Genomic DNA, 19,305 nt, shown 5'->3' with positions numbered 1-19,305 from the left:
GGTTGGTTCATGTCCCGGCTACTTCATCCGAATGCAGCCCATGTTGCCGACACGCTGATTTCACGTGGTCATCACGGGGTGGTGGTCAGTAGTCCGGAGGGCACGCACACTGCCGCCGATGCTGCTGCCGCCCTCGGTGTCGACGTGGGCGCGATCGTGAAGTCGATGGTGTTTCTGCTGGGCGACGAGCCGGTGCTGCTGCTCGTCTCCGGTGCCCACAACGTTCATCTCGAGCACACCGGTGAGCGTCTCGGCGGCGTGTTGACGCGTGCGCCTCTGGACACGGCCAAGCATGCCACCGGCCAGCCGATCGGTGGGATCGCCCCGGTCGGCCACCCCACCAACCTCGATACGTTCGTCGACCAGGATCTGGCCGGCTACTCGGAGGTGTGGGCGGCCGCCGGTCACACCAACACGATCTTTCGGTCCACGTTCACCGAGTTGGTGCGCATCACTGCGGGTCTGGCGATCGACGTCACCTGACCGCCGCGCACGTCCCGAGGACGCGAATCCTCAGGACGCGAGAGTCGGGGCGATCGGTGCGCCGAGGACCGCGTCGACGACGTCGATGTCGAGTCGAGTCCCGCGGGATTCCAGCAGCGGCAGTACGCCGTTGTTGATGAGAACCGACTGGCGAGCGACGTCGCCGAGCGCTGTCAATGTCACGCCGTCGGCCACGTCGGCCGCGGTGACGTCGGAGATCAAACTGGCCAGTCCCGCCGGTGTTCCGACGTAGCGGATCGACGACGGGCTGCTCGGCGCATCCAGTGCGGCAAATTCCCGACGGGCCGTCCGGGCATCGGCCGCGATGTGGATCTCCAGGTCGAGAAACACTGCCGTGCTGTCGGCAGATTCGCCGCGGTCCACTGCCTCGGCGCGGAGCCGCGCGCGTTGCTGCTGGGATTCCCGCAGGTCGGAGGCCTGGATTCGGACCACATCCGTTTCGGGAGCGGCGGTCAGTTCGGTCCAGCCCGCAGTGAATTCGACGGCGACGCGGGTGAAGTTGTGCGACATGAGTGGTGGTCCTGATTCTTCAGACGGTGGCATTCGGTCGGAGCGGAGCCGAACTCGAACACGACCCGGACGCAGTGCGGCACAGATCCACGTATCTGTTGCACCAGTGACGGTTGCCCGTCCACACGACACTCACGGTCATGACGCCATGCTAACGGCCTGCGGGGCTGCACGGGGATCCAACCCCGGCGGCCCCATCGGCCAGCTCGGGGAAGGGCCGCGGGTCGGGTACGGGGTTCCACCAGCCTGCGTCCTCCGCGTAGTGCCAGTTCGGTCCCGACTCGACCAGGGCGGCGAGGGCGTCGACGAGTCGGTCCACATCGGCCGACGAGCTGCCGAGGCCGATACTGGCTCGAACCGCTCCGGCCGCGTGCCCCAGCCTGCTCAGCAGGGGGTGTGCGCAGAACTTGCCATCGCGCACGCCGATTCCGTGTTCGGCGGACAGGTACGCAGCCACCTCACCGGGATCGCGCCCGGCAACGGTGAAGGTGACGATGCCGACACTGTCGGGCGCATCGGCCCAGACCTGGAGCTGCTCGACGCCGTCCAGCGCTGCCAGGCCGCCCCGCAATCGCGAGGACAGCTCGTGCTCGTGCGCCTGGAGCTCGGCATCGTCGAATCCGGCGATGGCCTCGCAGGCCGCGGCCAATGCGGCAACCCCGAGCACGTTGGGGGTGCCCGCCTCGTGCCGCTGCGGCGCCGGGGCCCAGTCGGTGTGGTCGATGCCGACGCTGCGCACCGCGCCGCCGCCGGCCAGGTGCGGTTCACCGGCGTCGAGCCAATCACGTGCGCCCACAAGCACTCCCGCGCCGAACGGGGCGTAGAGCTTGTGGCCGGAGAAGGCGAGGTAGTCCACCCCGAGTGCGGCGATGTCGACCCGCCGATGCGGAACCAGCTGGGCACCGTCCACCGCGATGCGTGCGCCGTGCCGATGCGCCAGTGCCGCGAGTTCCGCGATCGGCAGAACTTCTCCGGTGACGTTCGATGCGCCCGTGATCGCAAGCAGAGCAGCAGGTTTCGCGGCGAGTTCGGCGTCGAGGCGGGCGATGGTCTCGGCCAGGGTCGACGCAGCCACCACCACTCGTCGGTCACGCCACGGCAGCAGGTTCGCGTGGTGTTCGATGTCGAGCACCACGGTCTCACCCGGCACACATGCGGCCAGCAGGTTCAGCGAGTCGGTGGTGTTCCGAGTGAACACCACCACCGAATCCGACTGCGCACCAATGAAATCGGCGACCGTCACCCGCGCCTTCTCGTACGCTGCCGTGCAGACCCGTGAGGCGTACCCGGCACCGCGATGAACACTGGAGTAGAACGGCAGCAGTTCCGCGATCCGATCGGTCACCGCCGCCAAAGCCGGTGCGCTGGCAGCGTAGTCGAAATTGGCGTAGGTGCAGGTGCCGCCCTGCACCAGAGGTACCTGCAGATCCGTGCCCGAAACAGGGGCAAAAGGAGCACAGGGGCGGGAAAGTACAGATGTCATGACAGATCAAGCCCTCACGTTCGAGGGACCCGCAACCGAAGGATGTGGTGAACGAGTCCGCGCTTGCCGCGCCGGTTTTCCGACATCAGCCTGGTCGTCACCCGGAGCACCCCACCGCGGAGGAGGGTTGCCGACCAGCGAGCCGGGGCTTGACGCTGGTACTCGTGACCGTGGAGAAGACACTGGCAAAACCACTGCGGTTTTGTCAAGCCGGAACTCACGCGTGGGCAGCAGTAGGATTCCCGCGGTGGGAAGGAGCGCTCGTTCACCTGCTGGCAAACAGAACGTGAGATAACCAACGGCGCTGCTCTCTCAGCAGAACAGAGTCCCAGCACCACAGAGTCACTTGCCAACGAACGAGAAGGACGCCCGGTTGTCTGTGCATCAAGAGAACGATCTGCCGGGTTCGAGCGCGGACACCGCGCCTGCACCGGCGGCGTTTCTTCGCTCGTCGCTCGCCCCTCCTGCCCGGACTCTCATCGACGTTCTCCGTGATACCGCTCATCGTTTTCCCGACGCCCCCGCCATCGACGACGGTGCCGTCTCGGTCAGTTACGCCGAGTTGTTGGACGACATCGCCGAGGGCGCCCAGTGGCTCGCCGATGCCGGTGTCAGGCGCGGTGATCGCGTCGGCATCCGCATGCCGTCGGGTTCCTTCTCCCTTTATGTCGCGATCCTGTCCATCCTCGCGGTCGGTGCCGCGTACGTGCCGGTGGACGCGGACGATCCCGAGGAGCGGGCCGAGTTGGTCTTCGGTGAGGCGAAGGTGACGGCCATCGTCACTGCGGGCGGCATCGCCGCCGGTACTGCTCCCAAGCAAGACGGCCTTCCCGAGACCGACCCACTGCCGCCGACTCCCGAGGACGACGCGTGGGTCATCTTCACCTCCGGTTCGACGGGCACGCCCAAGGGTGTCGCGGTCAGTCATCGCAATGCGGCGGCGTTCGTCGACGCCGAGGCCCGCATGTTTTTGCAGAAGGATCCACTCGGCCCGGGTGATCGGGTGCTGGCCGGTCTGTCGGTGGCGTTCGACGCGTCGTGCGAGGAGATGTGGCTGGCGTGGCGGCACGGTGCGTGTCTGGTTCCGGCACCCAGGTCGTTGGTGCGGTCCGGTTTCGATCTGGGCCCGTGGCTCGTCTCCCGCGACATCAGTGTCGTCTCGACGGTGCCCACCCTCGCGTCGCTCTGGCCCGCGGTGGCTCTGGAAGCGGTGCGGTTGCTCATCTTCGGCGGCGAGGCGTGCCCGCCGGAACTGGCCGAGCGGCTCGCCGTCGAAGGCCGTGAGGTCTGGAACACGTACGGCCCCACCGAGGCGACGGTCGTCGCGTGCGCGGCGATCATGGACGGGAAGGGGCCCGTCCGCATCGGATTGCCGTTGGACGGCTGGGACCTGGCCGTGGTCGACGCTTCGGGCACCCCGGTGCAGGTCGGCGAAGTCGGTGAGTTGGTCATCGGCGGCGTCGGACTCGCTCGGTATCTCGATCCGGCCAAGGACGCCGAGAAGTACGCGCCCATGCCCTCTCTGGGATGGGACCGGGCGTACCGCAGCGGCGATCTGGTCAAGCTCGAGCTCGAAGGGCTCTTGTTCCAGGGCCGCGCGGACGATCAGGTCAAGCTCGGCGGTCGACGCATCGAGCTCGGCGAGATAGACAATGCGCTGCAAGCACTTCCGGGCGTCGGCGGCGCGGCGGCCGCCATCCGCAAGACCGCTGCCGGAAACTCGGTGCTCGTCGGGTATCTCGCCAGCACCAATCCCGATTTCGATCTCGAAGCCGCACGCGAATTACTGGCCGAGCAGTTGCCCGCGGCATTGGTGCCCAGGCTTGCGCTGGTGGACGAGATGCCGACGCGCACCTCGGGCAAGGTCGACCGCAACGCGCTGCCGTGGCCCCTGCCCGGTATGGCGGGCGCGTCTGCGCTCGGCGGTACGGCGGGGTGGGTGGCCGAATTGTGGACCAACATCCTCGGCGCGCAGGTTTCCGACGAGAACGCCGACTTCTTCGCCAACGGCGGCGGTTCGCTGTCGGCCGCTCAGTTGGTGACGGCGTTGCGCGAACGGTTCCCCGAGATCACCGTCGCGCAGCTCTACGACCACCCACGGCTGGGTTCACTGGCGCAGTATCTCGACGATCTGAAGCCTGTCGTCGAGGCCGTTCCTCGTGGCGTGGCCCCGACGTCGCGTACCGCGCAGTGGGCTCAGATCGCGGCAACGGTTCCGTTGACCACCCTGACCGGATTGCAGTGGGTCACCTGGCTCGGACTGCTGTTCAACGTCATGTCCTGGTTCGGCGACGTGCCCTGGGCCCCGACGCTGTCGTGGTGGTGGGTGCTCGTGGCGTTCGTCCTGTTCATCACTCCGGTCGGCCGGATGGCGATCTCGGTGATCGGATCTCGCATCCTGCTGGCCGGGCTGAAACCCGGCGCGTATCGACGCGGCGGGAGCATGCACATCAGGCTGTGGGCAGCAACGAGATTGACCGATGCCAGTGGTGCGTCGAACCTTTCGGGTGCACCGTGGATGGTCTACTACGCGCGCGCTCTGGGTGCCAAGATCGGCAAGGGTGTCGACCTGCACACGATGCCGCCGGTCACCGGCATGCTCGAGCTGGGCGACGGCTGTTCCATCGAGCCCGAGGTGGATTTGTCCGGGCATTGGATCGACGGAGATCTCGTCTACATCGGCGGCGTCGAGATCGGTGCCGGTGCCACCGTCGGCGCCCGCTCGACGCTCTTGCCCGGCACCAAGGTCGGCAAGAACGCTGTCGTCACGGCAGGCTCCGCCGTCGTCGGACGGGTGAAGGCCGGTCAGATGTGGTCCGGTTCGCCGGCTCAGAAGGTCGGCAAGGCCGATCATCCGTGGCCCGCAGAAACGCCACCGCGCGCGACCAAATGGGTGTTCGCGTACGGCGTCGCGTCGCTGTTCCTGTCCGGCATGGCATTGTTCTCGATCGGCGTCAGCCTGGTGCTGATGGGCTGGTGGATTCACACCGCGGACTCCGTGTTCGACGCCTTCGAACGTGGTCTGGTGATGTTGCCCGTCGCGACGATGGTGTCGTTGGCGGTGTTCGCGGTGATCACCGTAGTCGCGGTGCGATTGCTCAGCATCGGTCTCGTAGGCGGCTACCACCCCGTGCGCAGCCGTATCGGCTGGCAGGTCTGGGCCACCGAACGGTTGATGGACTCCGCGCGCACCTTCCTGTTCCCGCTCTACGCGTCACTGTTGACGCCGCATTGGCTGCGGCTTCTCGGCGCGAAGATCGGCAAGGACGTCGAAGCGTCGACGGTGCTGATGATTCCCAAGTTCACCACCGTCGCCGACGGCGCGTTCCTCGCCGACGACACGATGGTCGCCAGCTACGAACTCGGCGGCGGCTGGATGCATCTGGGCGACGCCAAGGTCGGCAAGCGGGCGTTCCTCGGCAACTCCGGCATGACCGGACCCGGGCGAACCGTCCCCAAGAACGGCCTCGTCGCGGTGCTGTCCGCGACTCCGGACAAGGCGAAGTCCGGCTCGTCGTGGCTCGGCAGTCCGCCGGTGCGGCTGCGTCGGGCCGCCGGTAGTGCGGATTCGTCGCGCACGTTCGATCCGCCCCGCAAGCTCAAGGTCGCCCGGTCGTTCGTCGAGACGTGCCGGTTGATTCCCGTCGTCGTGACGTTCGGCATCGGACTCGGAGTGCTGTTCACGCTCACCGCCATCGCCGACGCCGTCGGGTACTGGTTGGCTGCGTTGCTCAGTGGCGTCGTCCTGCTGGTCGCCGGTTTCGTGGCTGCTGCGGTATCGGCGTTGGCGAAGTGGTTGTGGGTGGGCCGGATCGGCAAGACCGATCATCCGCTGTGGAGTTCGTTCGTGTGGCGCAACGAGGTGGCAGACACGTTCGTCGAGACCGTTGCCGCACCCTGGTTCGCGCGCGCCGCCGAGGGCACCGCGGTACTGAACATGTGGTTGCGGTGGCTCGGTGCGGATATCGGCCGCGGCGTCTGGTGTGAGACGTACTGGCTTCCCGAGGCCGATCTGGTGACGTTGGCCGACGGTGCGACGGTCAACCGAGGGTGCGTTGTGCAGACGCACCTGTTCCATGATCGGATCATGTCCATGGACACGGTCGATCTCGGCAGAGGCGCAACACTGGGACCACACTGTGTCGCGCTGCCTGCATCGGGTATAGGTGATGGTGCGACGGTGGGGCCTGCCTCTCTGGTGATGCGCGGCGATACGGTTCCCGCGCACACTCGTTGGCAGGGCAATCCGATCGCGCCGTGGGCCAAGGGTGATCCCTTTCCGCGTATTCGCGACGACCGAAACGAGGGGTGATCTACCGTGCCGGACAGGCTCGTGGCACCGGTGTTCGACGTCGACTCCAGTGACAATCCGATCGATACGTATCTCCCCCAGAACGGCAACCGCGGCTATCGCGTCTCGCGCTACGAACTCGACCTCGAGTACAAGGTCGAGAGCAACCGGCTGGCGGGTAAGGCGAAGATCACCGCGGTCACCACTGCGACGGTGTCGAAGTTTGCGCTCGATCTCGGCCCGGCGATGAACGTGTCGAAGGTGTCGGTCAACGGATCGCGTTCGGTGAAGTTCAGCCACCAGCGCGGCAAGCTGAAGATCACGCCCGCCAAGCCCATCGCGTCGGGTGCGGCACTGGTGGTGACGGTCGCGTACGGCGGAACCCCGAAGCCCATCAACGGTTTGTGGGGTGAGGTCGGCTGGGAGGAGCTCACCGAGGGCTCGCTCGTCGCCAGCCAACCCAACGGCGCTGCGTCGTGGTTTCCGTGCGACGACCATCCGGTGTCCAAGGCCAGCTACGGCATCACCATCACCACCGATTCCCCGTACTACGCGGTGGCCAACGGAACGTTGGTGCGCAAGCAGACTCGCGCCAGCCGCACCACGTGGGTGTACGAGCAGCCCGAGCCGATGGCCAGCTACCTCGCAACCATCCAGATCGGTCCGTACGAGCATCGCATCGTCAGCCCGGGGCCGGTGCCGATGAAGGCGATCACTCCGCCGCGCCTGCGAGCGCAGTTCGATCACGACTTCGGTCGTCAACCGCGGATGATGGACACATTCGTACGGCTCTACGGCCCTTACCCTTTCGCGTCGTACACCGTGGTGGTGACCGACGACGACCTCGAGATTCCGATCGAGGCGCAGGGGTTGTCGATCTTCGGTGCCAACCACTGTTCCGGCTCCCGGTACTACGAGCGTCTGGTGGCGCACGAGCTGGCGCACCAGTGGTTCGGCAATTCCCTCACCCTCGGCAAGTGGGCCGACATCTGGCTGCACGAGGGATTCGCGTGCTACTCGGAGTGGATCTGGGCCGAGAACTCCGGCGGCGCAACGGCTCACGACAAGGCCAAGCGCGCGCACACCATTCAGCGTGGTCTGGCGATGGACCTGCAACTCACCGACCCGGGGCCCGAGCGCATCTTCGACGACCGCGTCTACAAACGCGGCGCACTGGCACTGCATGCAGTGCGACGCACCATCGGCGACGAGCGATTCTTCGGACTGATCCAGGAATGGACCTCCAAGTACCGCTACTCGACGGTCGCAACGGCGGACTTCACCGACCTCGCCAGCCGCTTCGGTTGCCCCCGAAGTCTGTGGGACGCCTGGCTGGTGGACAAGCACCTTCCGTCGTTGCCGTAGCTCCCGCGGGCAATCGGCTCCCCAGTTTCGGATATCAGCCTGCAATCGGAGGCCTGAATCCAAGTCTGGGGAGCCGATCCGCCGATCAGACCCGCCGACGCCGTTTCTGCGCGTAGCCGATGGTCAAGAAGCCCGCCGACATCAACGCGAAAAGATTGATCGGCGACGCGATCGCACGGCCGACACTCGCATCGAGTGCCACGACCTGAAACAGCACCCAACACACGATGACGCCCAGCACGGCGAAAATCGGCCATGGTCCGGAGTAGTTGTACTTCATGCTCGCTCCCGTCGGACGAGGGATGTGCCCGCTCCACGGTACCCACCGCATCGGCTGTGTCAGCGAACTCCGATTGACAACACCAAGCCGGCCACGGCGTAGCCGTACAGCGCTACCGTTGCCAGTGCTTGTCGCCAGAAGCCCGGCGGGAACGACGCCGCCCAGCGTCCCCTGCCGTCCAGTTGCAGATCGCAGGGGAAGTCGCTGATGGCCATGGCCGATCCAGGATTCTTCGAGTGCGCGAGCACCACGCCGGTGGTGAACGGCAGTCCCCGAACGAACAGATGGCCGCGCGCTTCCCCGGCCCGGTACCGCACCGTTGATTCGGTGACAACCCCTGTGTACCAACGTCGTTGGACGTTCCAGCCGGTGGCGTGCGCGAGGCGAAGATTGCGGTCACCACGCGGTGCCGTGTCCACGGTCTCGACGTCGGCGATCAGTCCCCAGCGCAGCATCGACGCCCACCAGGCAATCCGTCGGCTGCGAAATACCACTGCACCCAGCAGCACGATCGCGAAGACGTAGGGCACCATCGTCGGAAATCTCGACCAGCATGCGGCCGGCACGATCACCGCGACGAGGAACCAGTACGCCTCACGCCGGTTCCATACTGTGGCACCCGCGATCGCCACCGTCGGAGGCACCCGATGCGGCGGGACCGTGCGCGAGGACTGCAGCATGATGCCGCTGATCCTAAAGCCGAACCGCCCCTACGCGCTCGGCAAGTGCGCAGACGTTTTCGATCGCACCACCAGGCCACACAGTGCCGCCATCACCGCGCCGAAGCCGAAGATGATCGGATACGTGACCACGCCGGGCCATGTCTCGGTCAATGCCGACAGCAGGGCGGGCACCGCGAAGCCCAGGTAGGTCAGCGAATAGAACACCGCGGTGAGGCCGGCGAGATCATCGGGGCCCGCAATGCGTTGCACCTCTTGCAAACCCGAGACCAGTGCCATGCCGTACCCGCACCCCAGCACTGCCGCCGCGATCAGGGCCGCGGCGATGGTCAGCACCGACGCCGCCCACGCCGCGACAGCCATGCCGACAACAAGCAGTGTCAGCGCAACCAGAGCGCCTCGCGCACTGGCGGGAGTGTCGATTCGACGCCCGACGGCCTGGATCGCGAAGCCGGAACCGAGCGCGATCACCGCCATCGCGGCAGACAGAGCGACGGGATAGCCGCCCCCGGGCTCGTCGGCCAGCGCGTCGGCCATCAGTGACGGCAGCACCGCGTACGCGACGCTCGCGGCACCGAACACCCACGGGGCCAACGGCAGCACGACGAACAGGAACCGTCGATGGGAGGCGGACGGAATCCTCAGGTCGTCGAGCAGCTTCTTGTTCTTCGATGCCGCTGTGGCAGTGCGAGTTTCGGGAACCGACAGCATGCCGACACCGGCGACGATGCAGATCAGCACGTGCACGCTGTAGGCGAGGTGCGTCGGCCACGGCGCCCACTGCGCGAGCACACCGGCAACTCCGGCACCGAGGGCGAAGCCCGCGGTCAGCGACATCGCCGCACGGCGCGCTCCGGCACCGGGTTTGGCGGTGGCGTCGCGGCTCGAGAGTTCCTTGACCCAGCTGCCGCCCACGGCCATACCGATTCCGAGCGCGATACCGCTGAGCACGCGACCACCGAAGAGCAGGTACACATTGTCCGGTCCGAGTGCGATCAGGATGGACCCGGCCGCGGCAATTGCTGTAGCGGGCAACATGATCGGGCGTCGACCGAGTCGGTCGGACAGCGGTCCGCAGATCAGCATCGCCGGAATGATGCCCAGAACGTAGGCGAACAGGAACGTATCGACCACCACGGCCGAGAACCCGTGGTCGAGCCGATACATCACCAACAGTGGCGTGAACTCGTTGCCGCCCCACGCCACAGCGAACATGCCCGACGCCACCAGTAGCCAACGTCGCGCAGTCGTCTCGATGTCCCGATCGTTCGTGATCGTCTCGCTCATCGTGCTCCCCCTCTGTCCGGTCGTAGGCCGTGCACCCCGAGCATGTGTTGTTCGACGGCGCGCTCGAATCCGTCTGCGTCGCCGGCCTCGATCAGGTCGGCCAGCCGGCGATGGTCGTCGACGATGCGGGAGATCTGGCCTGGGTCACGCGTCACCGAGGCTGCGGTCATTCGGCGTTGACGCTCACGAAGTCCGTCGTAGAACGCGTCGAGCAACGGGTTGCCGCCGGCATGGACGACGGTGCGATGGAAGTCGGCGTCGACGGCGCTGAACTGCGCGGCGGTACCGTCCACGGCCAGCTGCTCTTGTAGCTGCAGGTTCTCCCGCAGCGCGGACACCACGGATTCGCGGGCTGACGCGTCGTCGATGAATGCTCGGACGCTGCCTGCCTCGACGAGTCGACGCGCGTCGACGACGCTCTCGGCCTCACCCACCGCGATCGGCACCACCAGTGCCCCACGCTTGGGGTAGAGCCGCATCCACCCCTCGACCTGCAGACGCAGAAACGCCTCACGTACGGGTGTGCGACTGATCTCGAGCCGGGTGGCGATCTCACCCTCACTGACGAGCTCACCGCCGGGAAGTTCTCCCGAGACGATGAGCTCTTTGACCGTCGCATACGCCGTATCGGCGGCTGATCTCGTCTCGGACACAACATAGATACTAGATGCACCTCAACTGTGCACCAATTCGGGAGCCAAAAAAGTCCACTCAACGTGACATTGACTGCCGAAAAGGCCACCGAACGTCACATTGACTCCCCAGGGGCAGGGCGGTCAGGGCACCCAGTGTCTCGCGGCGATGTCGTCGATCAGCGGATCTCCGTCCTGCGCAGCATCGAGTGCTTCGAGGTCGTCGCGCAGTGCGTTCAGTCGCGGGTCGTCGCCCTCCGCTTGTTCGGCGGCCGTTCCTCCGTCGTCGGCGAGTTGGGCGAGCAGTTTCGCGCGCACGCGATCCTTCAGCGAGTCGCTCATTCGTCGTCACCCTTCTTGAAGACGCGGCGGGCCGTGGGGATGAGCGCGATGAGCACGCCCAGCAGCACGATGATCGAGAAGATTTCCAGCAGCATGTTTAACTCCTAGTGATGTCAGGTCGGGGCGATCGCGGTGCCCCACGGGGTGTTGCGCACCACGGTGAACACGGTGAGGACGGCGATCAGGACGATCACCGTCGGGCGGTTGAATCGCGGGAGTTCGAGCGGGTGTCCAGTCCAGCGAGCGCGCAGCCACAGCGCCCACACTGCGAGCGCGCCGACGGCAACCACAACCGCAACGACATTGCTCGACGCGGCCGCCGCGATGTCTCCGCGGGTGAGGTCACCGAGAGCCCGGGTCGTGCCGCATCCGGGGCACCACAATCCGGTCAGCGCGTGGAACGGGCAGGGAAGGTACGTCGAAGTGCGAGGGTCACGAACGTGCAGCAGCGCTGCCCCACCGACAGCCGCAGCGGCCACACCGAGGGGTGCGGCGATGCTGCGCGATCGAGTGGGTGCCGTCATGACTACCAGTCCATCACGGTTCCAGCGTGCATCAAGGTTCAACGACGATCGTCGCCGTCATGTCCGGATGCGGGGTGCAGTGGTAGGTGAAGGTGCCTGCGGTGTCGAAGGTGTGCGTGAACTGACCGGTCTCCATCAATTGACTCCGGAACGAGTTGTCGTCGGCGACCACGTTGTGGGCCATGCCGCGGTCGGCGAATACCCAGGTGACGGTGTCCCCCACGGAGATCGTCAGCGACTTCGGCGAGTACATCCGATCGGCGACGGTCACCTGGTTCTCGGCAACGGGTTCGGCGGGTGCGGCCGGGGTGGTTGCGGTGGAGCAGGCAGTCAACATGATCATCGATGCCGCGAGCAGTCCGAGAGCCTTCATACCTCCGACGGTACCGAAGGTCTTCACCCCCTCCGGCCGAGGATGTACTGGGCCGTCAGTGCAATCGATCGCTCCGAATCCTGGGACAGTTCCTGCAGCGCCGCGAGCGCTGCCGAGCCCGGAATGCTCGCCAACGCCTGCGTCACTCGCTGTCGCACCACGGCGTCGTCGATGCCGTCCATCAACGCCGCCACTATGGAGTCAGCGGATCCCAGCATGCCCAGGGCATCCGCGGCATCCACATCGTTCGTTCCGGCGTGCACCATCGGGATCAGCGTCGGAATGGCGTCGGCGACGCCTCGCGCTGCCAGTTCCAGTGCAGCGACCCGCCGGACCTGCTCGTCGTCGTGGACCAGCGACTCGGTCAGCAGTTCGGTGGAAGCGGGGTGAGATATCTCGACGACGGTATCCACGGCGCGGCGTCGTACCTCGGGGTTCGGTGAGTTCAGGCCCTCCTGCAGCGGCCCGATCGCGTCCCCACCCGACTGAGCGAGAGCCCACCGCAGTGCGCCGGCCACGTTGGTTGCGGGCTCACGCAGCACCGCCTCGGCCAAGGCGTCCGCCGGAATGGGTCGATCTCCGGCAGACGACAGCGCCGCCGTCTGCCGCTTCCCTGCACTGACAGACCCGAGATCACTCAGCAGCGCCACAGTGTCGAGTACGTCCTCCCAGTCCGCCGGCCGCAGGTCGCCGATGCGACGCAACCGCGTGAGCAACTCGGTATCCCGAGCGATGCGTTCCTCCGTTCGGGCGGCGAGCTCGTCGACGAGTCCCGAGGCCGCGAAGTTCGGGTCGTCGAGCGCTCGCCCGACGTCGTGCAGGGACAACCCGAGCGAACGCAGAGACTCGACGTGGAAGAGGCGTCGAACATCATCCGGGGAGTACTCGCGGTAGCCGGTGCCGCTACGCGACGTCGGGCGCACGAGTCCGAGCCTGTCGTAGTGCCGGAGCATGCGCGCACTGACGCCCGACCGCCGCGCCACCTCACCGATCAACATCGTTCTATCTCACCCCGCCGAGTCGACCACGCCAAGGGCATCGACACGTTTGGCCTCGAACACTGCGAATCCGGTATCCGGGTCTCGGAGCAGCGCCTCGGTTGCCAGCGCATGGGCGCGAACGGCTGGATCCGTGCTCGACGCGGCCTCGCGCAGCATCTCCTCGATCACCGATCCGAGCGCAACGAGCGCGCGGCTGAGGCTCCGCTGGACGTCGTGCCCACCTCGGCCGAGCTGGGTGGACAGCATTGTCGCCAATGCTGATTCACTTCCTGCCGGCACCAGAACGACTGCGGCTCGCCATGCGCTTCGGGCCACTTCGTCGTCCGGATCAACAAGCACGGAAGAGGTGATCGCCTCCCACGCCGACGGGTTCTGGACCTTGGACAACGTATGCAACGCCTGGCTGCGTGCCTGCGCGCCGCCCCATCTCACCTCCTCCATCAACCGCGGAACCGTCGCCGACGCAGGAAGTCGAATCAGCGCCCACGTCAACATCTCTCGCACCTGAAAATCCGGTTCGACGGCACACCGCTGCAGCAACGCGTCGAGAAACTGTAGGTCCGGCGTGGTGCCGATATCGAGCGCTGCTCGAAGCCGAACCGAAGAAGCGTGGTGCCGAAGTAGTTCGTTCATGGCCGTCAGCCAAGACCTTGTCACGATGTGAAGGTCAACCCCGAGTCAACACATCGGCGAGTGTTCGGTTCATCGTGTTCAGTGCGCGCACCGCACCCCGCAGCGGACCGGGCGCGTTGGTGGAGGTGAGCAACACATCCAATACCGTTGTCTCGGTGATCTTCTCCGGCGGCTCGACGTGATTTCCGGCAACGGCTGCCTCGACGTGACGCACAGTGTCGCGCACCAGAGCCGCAGCGTCGCGTAGCGCCTGGGCAGTCTCGGCCGTCGGAGCCGTCTCCGCCTCGGCGCGGGAGGCGAGCACGCCCGCGCGGGCCAGAGCGTGCGCCGATCGGCCGCTGACTGCCAGCACTCGTAGCAGTCGTTTCGCGCCTCGCCTGCTGCGGGTCGTCGGCCCGAGCACCAGCGGCTTTCCGGCCGACACGACGTCCTTCAACGCATTGTCGAGCGTGCGCGTCGACGCCACCAGGTCGGTCTCCTCGCCCGGAGCGATGACCGATTCCACGCTGGATTCGATCAACGTATCCAGCTGTTCGAGGTACGTATCGACCCTGTCCACCAATGTCTTTCGAGTACTTGTCGAGAAGATGAAGTAAGCGGAGACCATACCGACCACGCCGCCGACCGCGGTCTCGACGATCCGAAGCTCGAGCACTTCGATGCTGAACGTTCCCAGTAGCCCGTAGAGCATCGCGAGCAGAATGGTGACGAAGAACGACAGCAGCGCATACGCCACCGTCACCAGATAGAACGCGAAGAAGACACAGACGACGATCAGCACCAACTGCAGGGGTTGATTGTTGCCCACCAGTGCGGCGATCACCACCCCGGCGAGCACACCCGCGATGGTCCCGAGGACGCGTTGGCCAGCGCGCGTGAGGATTTCACCGCGCGTCGACGCCCCCGTGAACACCAGGAACGCCGTCAGTACGGCCCAGTACCAACGGTCGGGTGAGACCAGTTCACCCAGCACGGTCGCCGCACTGGTGGCGACGGCCACCTGGATGGCGGCCTTGGTGCTCGGATTGAGTCCGCTCGGCGTGTCCTTCGTCGCAGGTTCGGGGACGACTCGGGGACCCGCATCAACGGCAACCGCATTGGTGGTGATGTGATGAATAGCGATGTGCGCCTGCACAGCTCGTTGCGCCGAGACCGTGGCAATCCCCGCGGGGGTGGACGGGTCGGCGCGCTCGGCTGCTGTGGACGCCAACCGACGGGCTGCACGCAACTGCTCTGGCGACGGTGTGTTCTGCAGAACCGACCCGAGTGCCGTGGTCGCCTGCCCCAGCGCTGTCGGCCAGGGCTTCGCGGGATCCAGAGCCCACAGTGAGCTGACGAGCTGCTCGGTGGCGATCTGGGCGTCGAACACGCGGAGCGACAGATCTGTGCTTGTGACGCTGAGCAGTTGCCCGGCATCGTGTCGGTCGAGCCAGTCGTCGATCATCAGCGCCGTGTTGCCGAGTCGGTCGAGTCTGCGGCGCACCAGGTTCAGGTCGCGGCTTTCCCCTGCCGACGCCGCCTCGAGCACCGACACCGAGACCGCCCGCATGGCGAACAGCAATCGACGAACCTCCACGATCGGCCGATCGGGGAAGATGACCGCTCGCACGAACAGGGCAATCACCAAGCCGCCGAGTATTGCCGCGATGAGCATCGGCAGCTGCCCCGGCGTCGCGCGCAGGAACAGCGCGAAGAAGTACGAGATGAACGAGACCATGCCCAGCGCCGTGCCGCGCGGGCCGAAACGGCGCACCCACACGGCCGTGAACAGCACCGCGATGAATCCGACGTCGGCCACCTTGCCGAGTTCGGAGAGCAACGCCGCCAACGTCACTGCTGCCGAGGCCGGCAGCGCCATCAGTGCGGTGGTGACCAGCCGACTGTGCTGGTCCTTGTCCTTCACCGCGGCCGATGCCTGCATCGCCACGACGGTTCCGAGCATCGCCACCGTCACCGGCTGCCCGATGGCGCGCGTGATCAGCACCAACGTCACCATCGCCAGCAGTACCGTCAGCGTCGTCGCCGAGGCGCCGCGCAGCCGTACCTGTCCCGGATCCGAGGCGTCGAGGATTCGGGCGAGGCGGTTCATTCCCTCGATTCTGCGCTACGGCTCAGCCCCGTGCCGCCCGGATCGCCGGGGCCGACGAATGCGGCAGCAATCGGCTCATGTCCGATGGCATGACCAGTTCGACGGTCGCGGATTCGTCCAGTCGGTACGGCTGCGTGGAGATGATGCCGGCGAGGTGTTTGCGCAGCCGCGACATCTCGGCCCGCACGGTGATGGCACGTCCGTCGTCGCCGAACAGATCGGCGGCCATCTGCGACGCGGTTCGCCCCTGCCGATGCGTGGCGAGAAGGTACAGAATTTCGGCGTGCCTGGGCGTCGGCTCGTGGGTCCACTCCCCCACCTCGCTGCGCACTTCGATGCGAGGTTTCTGCGAATTGCGCAGGTCGATGCGAATTCTCGTCGATCCGACATCGGCGACGCCGGAATCCATCGTGCTGGTGGGTCGGACGAGCCATCCACCGGGCAGCGGCTCGAAGTCGCACACGCCGAGGGTCGGCAGCCAGAAGCGTCCGGTCGCCAGATCCTCGGGCAACAGAATGCGATTGCGCAGCGCCACCGATTCGACAGCCGCGACCCAACCGTTCGCGTCCACGGCGAGGGCCGGGGACTGCAGGCGCGCGAGCATCGGTGCGGCCACCGAGCGCAGTCGATCGAGGGTGCTCCGATGAAGTTCCCGCAGTTGAGATTCCGCCAACCGTGCGACGGCGTCGACGAGTGCGATGGTGGTGGGGTGGACAGTCTTGGCCGGGCCGCTGACATCGATGGCTCCCAGCACCTGACCGGTCCGAGGGTCCCGAATCGGCGCACCGGCACACGTCCACGAATGATGGCTGCGCACATAGTGTTCGGCCGAGAAGATCTGCACCGCGCGCCGGGAGACCAGCGCGGTGCCGATGGCATTGGTGCCCACCGAGTCCTCGGCCCAGTTGGCGCCTTCCACGAAGCCGAGGTCGTCGGCGCGGTCCAGTACCGCCGTCGATCCGCTGCGCCACAGCACCCGGCCGTGCCGATCGGCGACGACCAGGATATTGTCGCCGTCCTGCACCACCGATTCCAGGCCGCGGGCCAGATCGTCGAGGATGTCGAACAGCCCCGATTCCCGACGGCTCAGCTCGAGATCGGAGACGTCCATCTGCGTCTCGGCGGGGTTACCCAGTTCCGGGTCGATGCCCAGGGTCTGCAACCGACGCCACGAGTCCCCGATGACCTCGCGGGGACGCGCGGGTGACTTGCCGCCGGTCATGGTCGCGTCGTACACGGCAGTGAGAATCTGCGCGTAGCGGCGCGGGTCTTCGCCGGCCGCCAGCGCAGGTTCAGGACCTGTCGACTGCGTCATCACAGTCAATTGTGCTCCAGCTCACAGATCGACATCAACGGGGGTTACCGATAGACCAAACCACCGTCGATCAACGGTGCCTGGCCGGTCATGTAGTCCGAGTCCGGCCCGGCGAGATACGAGACGAACGCCGCGACATCCTCGGGGGTCTGCGCGCGACCGAGGGCGATGCCGCCGACGAATTTGTCGTAGGTCTCGCCTTCCGCTGCGCCCGTCAGCTCGGCGAAACGCTTGTCGATGGTGACCCACATATCGGTGCCCACCACGCCGGGGCAGTACGCGTTGACGGTGATCCCCTCGGCTGCGTATTCCTTCGCTGCGGCCTGGGTCAGTGCACGAACAGCGAATTTCGTTGCGCTGTAGACCCCGAGCATGGCGAACCCGTCGTGGCCGGCGATCGACGACGCGTTGATGATCTTGCCCTTCTGGCCGAGAGACCTGAATTTCGCTGCAGCAGCTTGGATTCCCCACAGCACACCGTCGACGTTGACGGCCCAGATCTTCTTCGTGTCCTCGGGGCGCACATCGTCGAGCGGTGCCACCTGCGCGATGCCCGCGTTGTTGACGATGACGCCGAACCCGCCGAGCGCCTCGTGCGTGTGCTCGACGGCGGCGAACACCTGATCGCGGTCGCTGACGTCGGCCACGAATGTCGTTGCTTTCGAGCCGGTTTCACGTACCTCATCGGCGACGCCGGCGATCTTGTCCTCGACCAGATCCACCAGGGCGATGTCGTGTCCGTCGTTCGCCAACCGCAGCGCGATGGCCCGGCCGATGCCCTGGCCCGCACCGGTCACCAGCACCGCGCTCATGACGCTGCCCCGGTGGAAGGGTCGACCAGAACCTTCATCTTGGTGCCCGCATGCAGCGCCTCGAAGCCGTCGTCGATGACTCCGTCGAGCGTGATCTTGTCCACCCAGCCCGTCGTGTCGTAGTGGCCCTGGCTCATCAGATCGATGACGGCCTCGTAGTCGGCCGAGGTGTAGCAGAGCGAGCCCTGGATGCGAGATTCGTTCATCACCAGCTTCTGCAGCGGTGTGGTCAGGGGTTTTTCGTAGATCGCGACGCTGACCAGTGGCTTTCGCGCACCGATGCATCCGAGCGCTGTCTCGACGGCCGGTTGAACGCCGGCCGCGTCGTAGATGGCATCGGCTCCGTTGCCGTCGGTGAGATCGGCGATGAAGGCGGGGACGTCGACAGCCGTCGGGTCCAGGGTCTTCGCGCCCAGGGCTTCGATCGATGCTCGACGCGTCGGCGATGGTTCGACGACGTACACGTTCTCGACTCCCTTGCCGCGCAGCGCGAACCACAGTCCGATGCCGATAGGGCCGGCCCCGAACACCATCGCGGTGTCGTCGGGCTTCGGATCCCCCAGTGTCGCAGCGTGATAGGCGACCGACATCGGCTCGACGAGCGCACCGAGTTCGAGGGAGACGTTGTCGGGCAAGGCATGAATCATGTCGGTGGGCACCACGGTGTATTCGGCCATTCCGCCGTCGGACATCAGTCCGTGGAAGCCGATCTGCGCGCAGATGTTGTAGTTCCCCGCGCGGCACGGTCCGCAGTGCCCGCAACGGTAGAGCGGCTCGATGGCGACGCGGTCGCCCACGTTCACCCCGGTGACACCCTTGCCGAGTTCGGTGACGGTGCCCGAGAACTCGTGGCCCAGCACCAGCGGCATCTCCTGGCCGGTGAGCGGGTGCGGCGAGGTGGGGATGAAGATGGGGCCGGCGTAGTACTCGTGCAAGTCGGTTCCGCAGATTCCGTTGAACCCGACTCGGATCTTGACCTGCCCTTCACCTGGATTCGGCTCGGGTACGTCGGTGATCTCCACCTTGTTGGGGCCGTAGTACACAGCTGCGCGCATCGCTTCACTCCTGATCGTCGGATGCACTCATGTCTATGTGACGCCGACCACTTCGGACAGGGTTGCAGCGCGTTGCAGTCACTGCCCTCGGAATCGGGTGCATTCGACCGCGCTGAGCGCGGTCAGCTG

The 19,305-nt window shown here is 66.2% G+C and carries 18 protein-coding genes and 1 riboswitch; of the genes, 3 read left to right on the top strand and 15 right to left on the bottom strand.

The genetic code is table 11. The features are described from left to right. Positions 1-9 precede the first annotated feature (9 nt). Positions 10-483 (top strand): YbaK/EbsC family protein, encoded by a 474-nt coding sequence (locus tag CH291_RS13210; RefSeq protein ID WP_068053615.1) that lies wholly within the window; start codon positions 10-12, stop codon positions 481-483. Between the two features lie 30 nt (positions 484-513). Here CH291_RS13210 and CH291_RS13205 read toward each other — a convergent pair whose 3' ends face one another. Together CH291_RS13205 and CH291_RS13200 are read right to left on the bottom strand one after the other, a co-directional pair. Next, positions 514-1,014, bottom strand: a complete 501-nt coding sequence (locus CH291_RS13205) for a hypothetical protein (RefSeq protein ID WP_094687690.1) — start codon at positions 1,012-1,014, stop codon at positions 514-516. A 151-nt stretch (positions 1,015-1,165) separates the two neighbouring features. Further along, positions 1,166-2,497 (bottom strand): aminotransferase class V-fold PLP-dependent enzyme, encoded by a 1,332-nt coding sequence (locus CH291_RS13200; RefSeq protein ID WP_094687689.1) that lies wholly within the window; start codon positions 2,495-2,497, stop codon positions 1,166-1,168. A gap of 54 nt (positions 2,498-2,551) precedes the next feature. Then, a riboswitch (SAM riboswitch) is annotated at positions 2,552-2,667 on the bottom strand. 209 nt (positions 2,668-2,876) lie between these two features. Here CH291_RS13200 and CH291_RS13195 point away from each other — a divergent pair. Then, entirely contained in the window at positions 2,877-6,809 is a 3,933-nt protein-coding gene (locus CH291_RS13195; RefSeq protein ID WP_256980839.1) for a Pls/PosA family non-ribosomal peptide synthetase, read from the top strand. Positions 6,810-6,815: 6 nt separating this feature from the next. After that, positions 6,816-8,153, top strand: coding sequence for a M1 family metallopeptidase (locus CH291_RS13190; protein WP_094687688.1), 1,338 nt, complete (start codon positions 6,816-6,818; stop codon positions 8,151-8,153). An 85-nt stretch (positions 8,154-8,238) separates the two neighbouring features. Here the strand turns inward: CH291_RS13190 and CH291_RS13185 are convergent, their stop codons facing one another. From CH291_RS13185 to CH291_RS13125, 13 genes are all read right to left on the bottom strand, one after another. Next, complete coding sequence (locus CH291_RS13185) at positions 8,239-8,433, bottom strand: hypothetical protein (protein WP_094640899.1); 195 nt, start codon at positions 8,431-8,433, stop codon at positions 8,239-8,241. 59 nt (positions 8,434-8,492) lie between these two features. Beyond that, entirely contained in the window at positions 8,493-9,113 is a 621-nt protein-coding gene (locus CH291_RS13180; RefSeq protein WP_068053601.1) for a hypothetical protein, read from the bottom strand. 30 nt (positions 9,114-9,143) lie between these two features. Further along, positions 9,144-10,400, bottom strand: coding sequence for an MFS transporter (locus CH291_RS13175; RefSeq protein ID WP_094687687.1), 1,257 nt, complete (start codon positions 10,398-10,400; stop codon positions 9,144-9,146). Beyond that, positions 10,397-11,053: a GntR family transcriptional regulator gene (locus CH291_RS13170; RefSeq protein WP_094687686.1), complete on the bottom strand. Its 657-nt coding sequence runs from the start codon at positions 11,051-11,053 to the stop codon at positions 10,397-10,399. The genes CH291_RS13175 and CH291_RS13170 overlap by 4 nt, the downstream gene beginning before the upstream one ends. Positions 11,054-11,176: 123 nt before the next feature. Then, positions 11,177-11,374 carry a hypothetical protein gene (locus tag CH291_RS13165; RefSeq protein WP_094669129.1) on the bottom strand — a complete coding sequence of 66 codons (198 nt, stop codon included), beginning with the start codon at positions 11,372-11,374 and terminating at the stop codon, positions 11,177-11,179. Positions 11,375-11,487: 113 nt separating this feature from the next. After that, positions 11,488-11,898 (bottom strand): DUF2752 domain-containing protein, encoded by a 411-nt coding sequence (locus CH291_RS13160; protein WP_094687685.1) that lies wholly within the window; start codon positions 11,896-11,898, stop codon positions 11,488-11,490. A gap of 31 nt (positions 11,899-11,929) precedes the next feature. Beyond that, positions 11,930-12,271 carry a cupredoxin domain-containing protein gene (locus tag CH291_RS13155; RefSeq protein WP_094687757.1) on the bottom strand — a complete coding sequence of 114 codons (342 nt, stop codon included), beginning with the start codon at positions 12,269-12,271 and terminating at the stop codon, positions 11,930-11,932. 23 nt (positions 12,272-12,294) lie between these two features. After that, positions 12,295-13,269 carry a HEAT repeat domain-containing protein gene (locus tag CH291_RS13150; protein ID WP_094687684.1) on the bottom strand — a complete coding sequence of 325 codons (975 nt, stop codon included), beginning with the start codon at positions 13,267-13,269 and terminating at the stop codon, positions 12,295-12,297. A gap of 9 nt (positions 13,270-13,278) precedes the next feature. Further along, positions 13,279-13,905 (bottom strand): HEAT repeat domain-containing protein, encoded by a 627-nt coding sequence (locus CH291_RS13145; protein WP_094687683.1) that lies wholly within the window; start codon positions 13,903-13,905, stop codon positions 13,279-13,281. 34 nt (positions 13,906-13,939) lie between these two features. Continuing rightward, the gene (locus tag CH291_RS13140; RefSeq protein ID WP_094687682.1) at positions 13,940-15,994 is read right to left on the bottom strand and encodes an FUSC family protein; all 2,055 of its coding nucleotides are present in this window, start codon (positions 15,992-15,994) and stop codon (positions 13,940-13,942) included. Between the two features lie 22 nt (positions 15,995-16,016). Then, positions 16,017-17,309, bottom strand: coding sequence for a GAF domain-containing protein (locus tag CH291_RS13135; protein ID WP_068053582.1), 1,293 nt, complete (start codon positions 17,307-17,309; stop codon positions 16,017-16,019). Positions 17,310-17,353: 44 nt separating this feature from the next. Further along, complete coding sequence (locus CH291_RS13130; RefSeq protein WP_094687681.1) at positions 17,354-18,121, bottom strand: acetoin reductase; 768 nt, start codon at positions 18,119-18,121, stop codon at positions 17,354-17,356. Further along, complete coding sequence (locus CH291_RS13125) at positions 18,118-19,176, bottom strand: 2,3-butanediol dehydrogenase (protein ID WP_094687680.1); 1,059 nt, start codon at positions 19,174-19,176, stop codon at positions 18,118-18,120. The genes CH291_RS13130 and CH291_RS13125 overlap by 4 nt, the downstream gene beginning before the upstream one ends. Positions 19,177-19,305 lie beyond the last annotated feature (129 nt).

Origin of the sequence: Rhodococcus sp. 14-1411-2a (assembly GCF_002259485.1) — a bacterium.
Taxonomy (GTDB): domain Bacteria; phylum Actinomycetota; class Actinomycetes; order Mycobacteriales; family Mycobacteriaceae; genus Rhodococcoides.
This window is presented reverse-complemented; position numbering and strand designations above follow the sequence as displayed.

Bases quoted from the DNA above. Each gene is read 5' to 3' on its own strand.
- CH291_RS13165 (WP_094669129.1), bottom strand. From the start codon at position 11,374: ATGAGCGACTCGCTGAAGGATCGCGTGCGCGCGAAACTGCTCGCCCAA.
- CH291_RS13125 (WP_094687680.1), bottom strand. From the start codon at position 19,176: ATGCGCGCAGCTGTGTACTACGGCCCCAACAAGGTGGAGATCACCGAC.
- CH291_RS13180 (WP_068053601.1), bottom strand. From the start codon at position 9,113: ATGCTGCAGTCCTCGCGCACGGTCCCGCCGCATCGGGTGCCTCCGACG.
- CH291_RS13155 (WP_094687757.1), bottom strand. From the start codon at position 12,271: ATGAAGGCTCTCGGACTGCTCGCGGCATCGATGATCATGTTGACTGCC.
- CH291_RS13175 (WP_094687687.1), bottom strand. From the start codon at position 10,400: ATGAGCGAGACGATCACGAACGATCGGGACATCGAGACGACTGCGCGA.
- CH291_RS13205 (WP_094687690.1), bottom strand. From the start codon at position 1,014: ATGTCGCACAACTTCACCCGCGTCGCCGTCGAATTCACTGCGGGCTGG.
- CH291_RS13185 (WP_094640899.1), bottom strand. From the start codon at position 8,433: ATGAAGTACAACTACTCCGGACCATGGCCGATTTTCGCCGTGCTGGGC.
- CH291_RS13160 (WP_094687685.1), bottom strand. From the start codon at position 11,898: ATGACGGCACCCACTCGATCGCGCAGCATCGCCGCACCCCTCGGTGTG.
- CH291_RS13130 (WP_094687681.1), bottom strand. From the start codon at position 18,121: ATGAGCGCGGTGCTGGTGACCGGTGCGGGCCAGGGCATCGGCCGGGCC.
- CH291_RS13200 (WP_094687689.1), bottom strand. From the start codon at position 2,497: ATGACATCTGTACTTTCCCGCCCCTGTGCTCCTTTTGCCCCTGTTTCG.
- CH291_RS13145 (WP_094687683.1), bottom strand. From the start codon at position 13,905: ATGAACGAACTACTTCGGCACCACGCTTCTTCGGTTCGGCTTCGAGCA.
- CH291_RS13210 (WP_068053615.1), top strand. From the start codon at position 10: ATGTCCCGGCTACTTCATCCGAATGCAGCCCATGTTGCCGACACGCTG.
- CH291_RS13140 (WP_094687682.1), bottom strand. From the start codon at position 15,994: ATGAACCGCCTCGCCCGAATCCTCGACGCCTCGGATCCGGGACAGGTA.
- CH291_RS13150 (WP_094687684.1), bottom strand. From the start codon at position 13,269: ATGTTGATCGGTGAGGTGGCGCGGCGGTCGGGCGTCAGTGCGCGCATG.
- CH291_RS13135 (WP_068053582.1), bottom strand. From the start codon at position 17,309: ATGACGCAGTCGACAGGTCCTGAACCTGCGCTGGCGGCCGGCGAAGAC.